This window comes from Leifsonia araucanica (assembly GCF_051161895.1).
Lineage (GTDB): Bacteria > Actinomycetota > Actinomycetes > Actinomycetales > Microbacteriaceae > Leifsonia.
In genome coordinates this window covers 1-4601 of the sequence record NZ_JBMBTW010000001.1, presented here as the reverse complement: position 1 = coordinate 4601, position 4601 = coordinate 1, and the positions used below count along the sequence as shown (strand labels likewise).

Here is a 4601-nt window from a genome sequence, read left to right as displayed (position 1 = left end):
CTCGTCGGCCTGCTCGCCCGTGCGCCGGCCGGAGAGCCTCCGCTCGAACTCCGACCACGGGATCGGCGGGTTATTCCAGCCCATCAGCGTCCTCCGCCCCGGTCGGCCTCACCCGGCAGGTCAGCCATCCCGCCCAGGTCAGCCATCCCGCCCAGGTCAGCCATCCGCGGCAGGTCAGTCATACCGCGCCTCCGCCTGCCACGCGCCGTCCGCGAGCACCAGCAGCCACGCGTTCCCGTCCGCGTCGACCACCTGGAAGCGGTGCGCCGTGCGCGAGGCGGCAGCATCCCACCAGCGTTCCCGCACCGGCCACGGGCCCGCCCAGGAGTCGACGGGGCGCGCATCCCGTGCCGTGCCCGTCGACGAGAACCGGACGATCGGCTCCGTGACGACGCCGCGTCCCGTCACCCCGACCTGCTCGCCGTCCGCACCGAGCACCACCACGGGACGCGGCGCCTCGAACACGGTCGACGGCGCCGGGGCCGGCAGGCTGCCCGGCCACGGCTGGTCGGCGCGCGCCACCCCGACGGCGCGGTCGCCCCACGGCACGAGTACCTGCCGCTCCGCGAGCCCGCGCCCGCCGCCGATGGTCGCCGTGAGCACCGCATCGTGGCCCAGGATGCTCTGCACCCGCGACAGCCCGTGATGGATGCGCTCGTCCGCGCCCCCGCCCCACAGCCCCTCCTCGTGGTGGCCGATGTCGTCGACGGCCTCCGGCTCCACCAGCACCCGCGCGATCGGGGAGCCGAGCCCGCTCTCGATGCTGCCGGAGCCCTGCAGCTGCCAGCGCACCCTGTCGACCACGTCGGCCGCCGAGAACAGCCGGGGGTGCAGCCAGCTGCGCTCGCTCACCCGGCCGGACTCGTCCGTCACCTCGATGCGCAGCGCCGTGCACACCAGCCCCGCCTTGGTGAGACCGCCGATGAACGCCTCCGCCGTTCCCCGGAACGCGAACGTCACCTGGTCGACCCTGTCGAGCGGCGGCTCGAACTCGATCGCGCGTTCCAGCTGCTTCGGCGGCGTGCGCGGCACCACCGCCGTGCTGTCGAGCCCGCTCGCGATGGTGTGGCACCAGGCGCCACGCTCCCCGAACCGTTCCCGCACATCCGTCGCCCCGAGCGCGGCCAGGTGGCCGAGGGTGTGGATGCCCAGCCTGCGGAACAGCGGCGTCAGCTCGTCCTGCCCGAGCTGCGCGATGGGCAGCGGGGAGAGGAACGCGGGGGAGTCGCCGGGCGGGATGACCCTGATGCGCTCTGCACCGGTCGTGCGGGCCGCCTGCTCGGCGGCGAACGGGCCGTCCGCGATGCCGATGCGCGCGTCCGGGATGCCGAGCCCTTCGAGGCAGCGCAGCAGTTCGGCGGCGGCCTGCTCCTCTCCGCCGTAGTAGCGGGCTGGGCCACGGGCGCGCAGCACGCAGGTGCCGGGACGGATGGGCTGGACGCCGGGGGTGATCTCCTCGATCGCGGCGAGCACGGGGTCGAAGGCCCGCGCATCCAGGACGGGATCGTACGGCAGCACCTGCAACTGGGTGCAGCGCGCCTGGGCCTCCCGGATGCGCAGGCCGCGCGTGACGCCCTCCGCACGGGCTGCGGCGGAGCAGGCGAACACGAGGTTGCGGTCGAGGAGCGCCAGCGGGGTGTCCTGCGGCAGGTCGCCGGCCTGCAGGGCGGCGATCACCGGCCAGTCCGGGCACCACAGCACGATCGCGCGGGTGACGGCCGGCATCTCAGCTCACCGCTTCCAGGCGCGTGGTGCCGGACGCCGAGCGGAAGCTCTCGTCGAGGGCCGGCAGCCAGAGCTCCGCGCGGCGGCGCTGGCCGGAGCCGCCGCGCGGAGCGGATTCGACGGTCACCCGGCGGGAGGAGAGGTAGCCCGTTCCGCCCCCGAGGCCGTCCCAGCCGCTGCGGGAGACCGTGAGCGTCGCCTCGACCTGCGGCCAGTCTCCCACCACGATCAGGGTGGCCTCCCGCTGCCGCAGCCGGGCGGTGAGCCTGGCGATGTCGCCGTCGCGTGCTCGGCTGGTGGGGGCGACGACCACGACGCTCAGCACATCCACGACGGCGGCGGTGACGGTCAGCCACTGCTCGCCGGGGTGCGGGACGAGCACGAGCCGGTCGAGGTCGATCCCGAACCGGCCTGCCGCCTCCGCCCCGAAGTCCGGCATCCCGACCACGCCGCACCACGCACCGGATGCGCTCGGGCAGGCCAGCATGGCCATCACGAGCGTCGTCGACCCGCGCACCGCGTATGCGGCACCGGCCTTCAGCGCACCGCCCGGCAGCAGAGGGGAGAGCGCCGGGTGCGTCTCCAGCCGCCTGCTCTCCAGCGTGGTGGCCTGCATCTGCCGGATGCGCGACTGCAGCTCGTGCACCTGCGCGCGGTCGACGACCGGCTCGGTGACGGTGGCTGCTGAAGAATGCATGCCTCTATTTTCGAACATATGTTCGACGATGGCAAATGCATTTTCGGGCGGCGCCGGGCACGTCCCATCCCGCACCGCGCACTCCGCTCCGGCGGAGAACTGGCCGCTTTCACGTCGTTTCTCCGCTCCAGCGGAGTGCCGGACGGCGTGTCGAGGGGAATCTCCTGGGCAACGGAAGCAGAGCCGCGGCGCGCGCAACACCGGATGCGCGTGGCGACACACCGCGCATCCATCCGCTCAAGCGGAGATGGGGCCGGGGGCGCCGGAAACTCCGTACAAGCGGAGATGGGGCCGGGGGGCGCCGGAAACTCCGTACAAGCGGAGATGCGGCTGGAAAGCGGGCGGCGCCGGGCAAACGAAAACGGGGCCGCGCCGAAGCGCGACCCCGTTCGAAGCTCAGGTCAGAGCGGGCGGATGTTCTCCGCCTGCAGGCCCTTGGGGCCCTGCGTCACCTCGAACTCGACCTTCTGGTTCTCCTCGAGCGAGCGGTAGCCGCTCGAAGCGATCGCCGAGTAGTGGGCGAACACATCAGCGCCGCCGTCGTCGGGAGCGATGAAGCCGAAGCCCTTTTCAGCGTTGAACCATTTGACCGTACCAGTAGCCATATCTCCTCCAGGAGCGATATTCCTCGACCCCGACTGTCGGGGCCTCGTCGCGTGTTCTCCTGCTCCTGTAAAGCTGGCAACGCTCCGGGTTTGGGACGCACCTATCCAACACATGCAAAACACACGACTGGCCTTAGCCTAGCCGCCAACCGCGAAAAACACACCAGTGACGCAGAATCCGACCGTCGCGGTTCGTCACGGTTCGGTGACGAAGTCGATCAGGTGCTCCACCCTGCCGAGCAGTTCCGGCTCGAGATCGGTGAAGTTCCGGACGCTGCCCAGGATGCGTTTCCAGGCGCGGGCGGTGTCCGCCTGGGTCTCGTGGGGGAGCCCGAGGGCGGCGCAGATCCCTTTCTTCCACTCGATCGAGCGCGGGATGCTCGGCCAGGCGTCCAGCCCGACGCGCGCCGGTTTCACGGCCTGCCAGATGTCGATGTACGGGTGCCCGACCACCAGGACGTGCTCTCCGTACGGCCCGCGCTTCACCGCGTCGGCGATCCTGCTCTCCTTGGAGCCGGGCACGAGGTGGTCGACGAGCACGCCGATGCGGCGGGACCGGTCCGGCGCGAACTCGCGCACGATCGCATCCAGGTCGTCGACGCCCTCCAGGTATTCGACGACGACGCCCTCCACGCGCAGATCGTCTCCCCAGACCTTCTCCACCAGCTCGGCGTCGTGCCGGCCTTCGACGAAGATGCGGCTGGCGCGGGCGACCCTGGCCTTCTGGTCGGCGACGGCGAACGATCCGGATGCGGTCCTCGCCCTCGCCCCTCCGCCCTTCGCGGCGTGCACCAGCGTGACGGGCGACCCGTCGATCAGGAACGATCCGCTGAACGGGAAGACGCGCTTCTTGCCGAAGTAGTCCTCCAGCTCGACGGTCGGCCCTTCGATGCGGGTGACGGCGCCGCAGAAGCCGCTCGCGGCATCCTCGATGACGAGGTCGCGCACCGCTTCGACCTCGGGCACGGCCGTGCGGCCCGCGTTCTTCCAGTCGGTCGCCAGCACATCGGCTCCGTAGCGGTCGTCGTTCACCCGGAGAGACTAGAGGGTGCGGGGGCGGCGGAGGGGGAGCCACGCCATCAGTCGAAGATCCTCACCAGGTGCCAGCTGCGGCTGGTGTTGTCGTGCCGCACGTCGAACACGTGCGCGCATCCCGTGTCGTCCGTGGCCTGGAAGCGCCAGCCGCCGATCTCCCTCGGCAGGCTGCCGACGCCGTAGCGGTGCTCGCCGAACGGCCGCCACCAGGCGCAGACCTCCGCCCACACCGTCGGCGTGTCTGTCACGCGGTATCTGGTCGCCCGCCACACCAGCCTGGTCGGGATGCCGTCGTCCGTCGTCCACACCGCGACGGACTCTCCGATGTCGGTCATGCCTCTCACCTCGCTCGTTCGAACGTTTGTTCGATTAACGAGTGTAAAGCCATCGACCGACGAATGCACCTGCGCCATACTGTGTGCATGACCGACCTGACCGATCCTTCCGGCGCGGCCCTGCGACTCAGCAACGACGAGCGGGAGCGCGCCGTCGCTGCGCTCCAGACCCACGCGGCGCAGGGGCGCCTGACCGACGCCGAG

5 protein-coding genes are annotated in these 4601 nt (G+C 71.3%); all 5 read right to left on the bottom strand.

What is annotated here, in order from left to right; translation table 11 throughout:
• Positions 1-174 precede the first annotated feature (174 nt).
• Positions 175-1725 (bottom strand): DNA polymerase Y family protein, encoded by a 1551-nt coding sequence (locus tag ACN6M5_RS00025; RefSeq protein ID WP_434948067.1) that lies wholly within the window; start codon positions 1723-1725, stop codon positions 175-177.
• A gap of 1 nt (position 1726) precedes the next feature.
• Complete coding sequence (gene imuA', locus ACN6M5_RS00020) at positions 1727-2422, bottom strand: DnaE2-dependent mutagenesis accessory factor ImuA' (RefSeq protein WP_434948066.1); 696 nt, start codon at positions 2420-2422, stop codon at positions 1727-1729.
• A 401-nt stretch (positions 2423-2823) separates the two neighbouring features.
• Positions 2824-3027 (bottom strand): cold-shock protein, encoded by a 204-nt coding sequence (locus tag ACN6M5_RS00015; protein ID WP_055893908.1) that lies wholly within the window; start codon positions 3025-3027, stop codon positions 2824-2826.
• A gap of 195 nt (positions 3028-3222) precedes the next feature.
• Positions 3223-4059, bottom strand: coding sequence for a DUF3097 domain-containing protein (locus ACN6M5_RS00010; protein WP_434948065.1), 837 nt, complete (start codon positions 4057-4059; stop codon positions 3223-3225).
• Between the two features lie 47 nt (positions 4060-4106).
• Positions 4107-4397 (bottom strand): DUF6504 family protein, encoded by a 291-nt coding sequence (locus ACN6M5_RS00005; RefSeq protein ID WP_085370615.1) that lies wholly within the window; start codon positions 4395-4397, stop codon positions 4107-4109.
• Between the last annotated feature and the right edge of the window lie 204 nt (positions 4398-4601).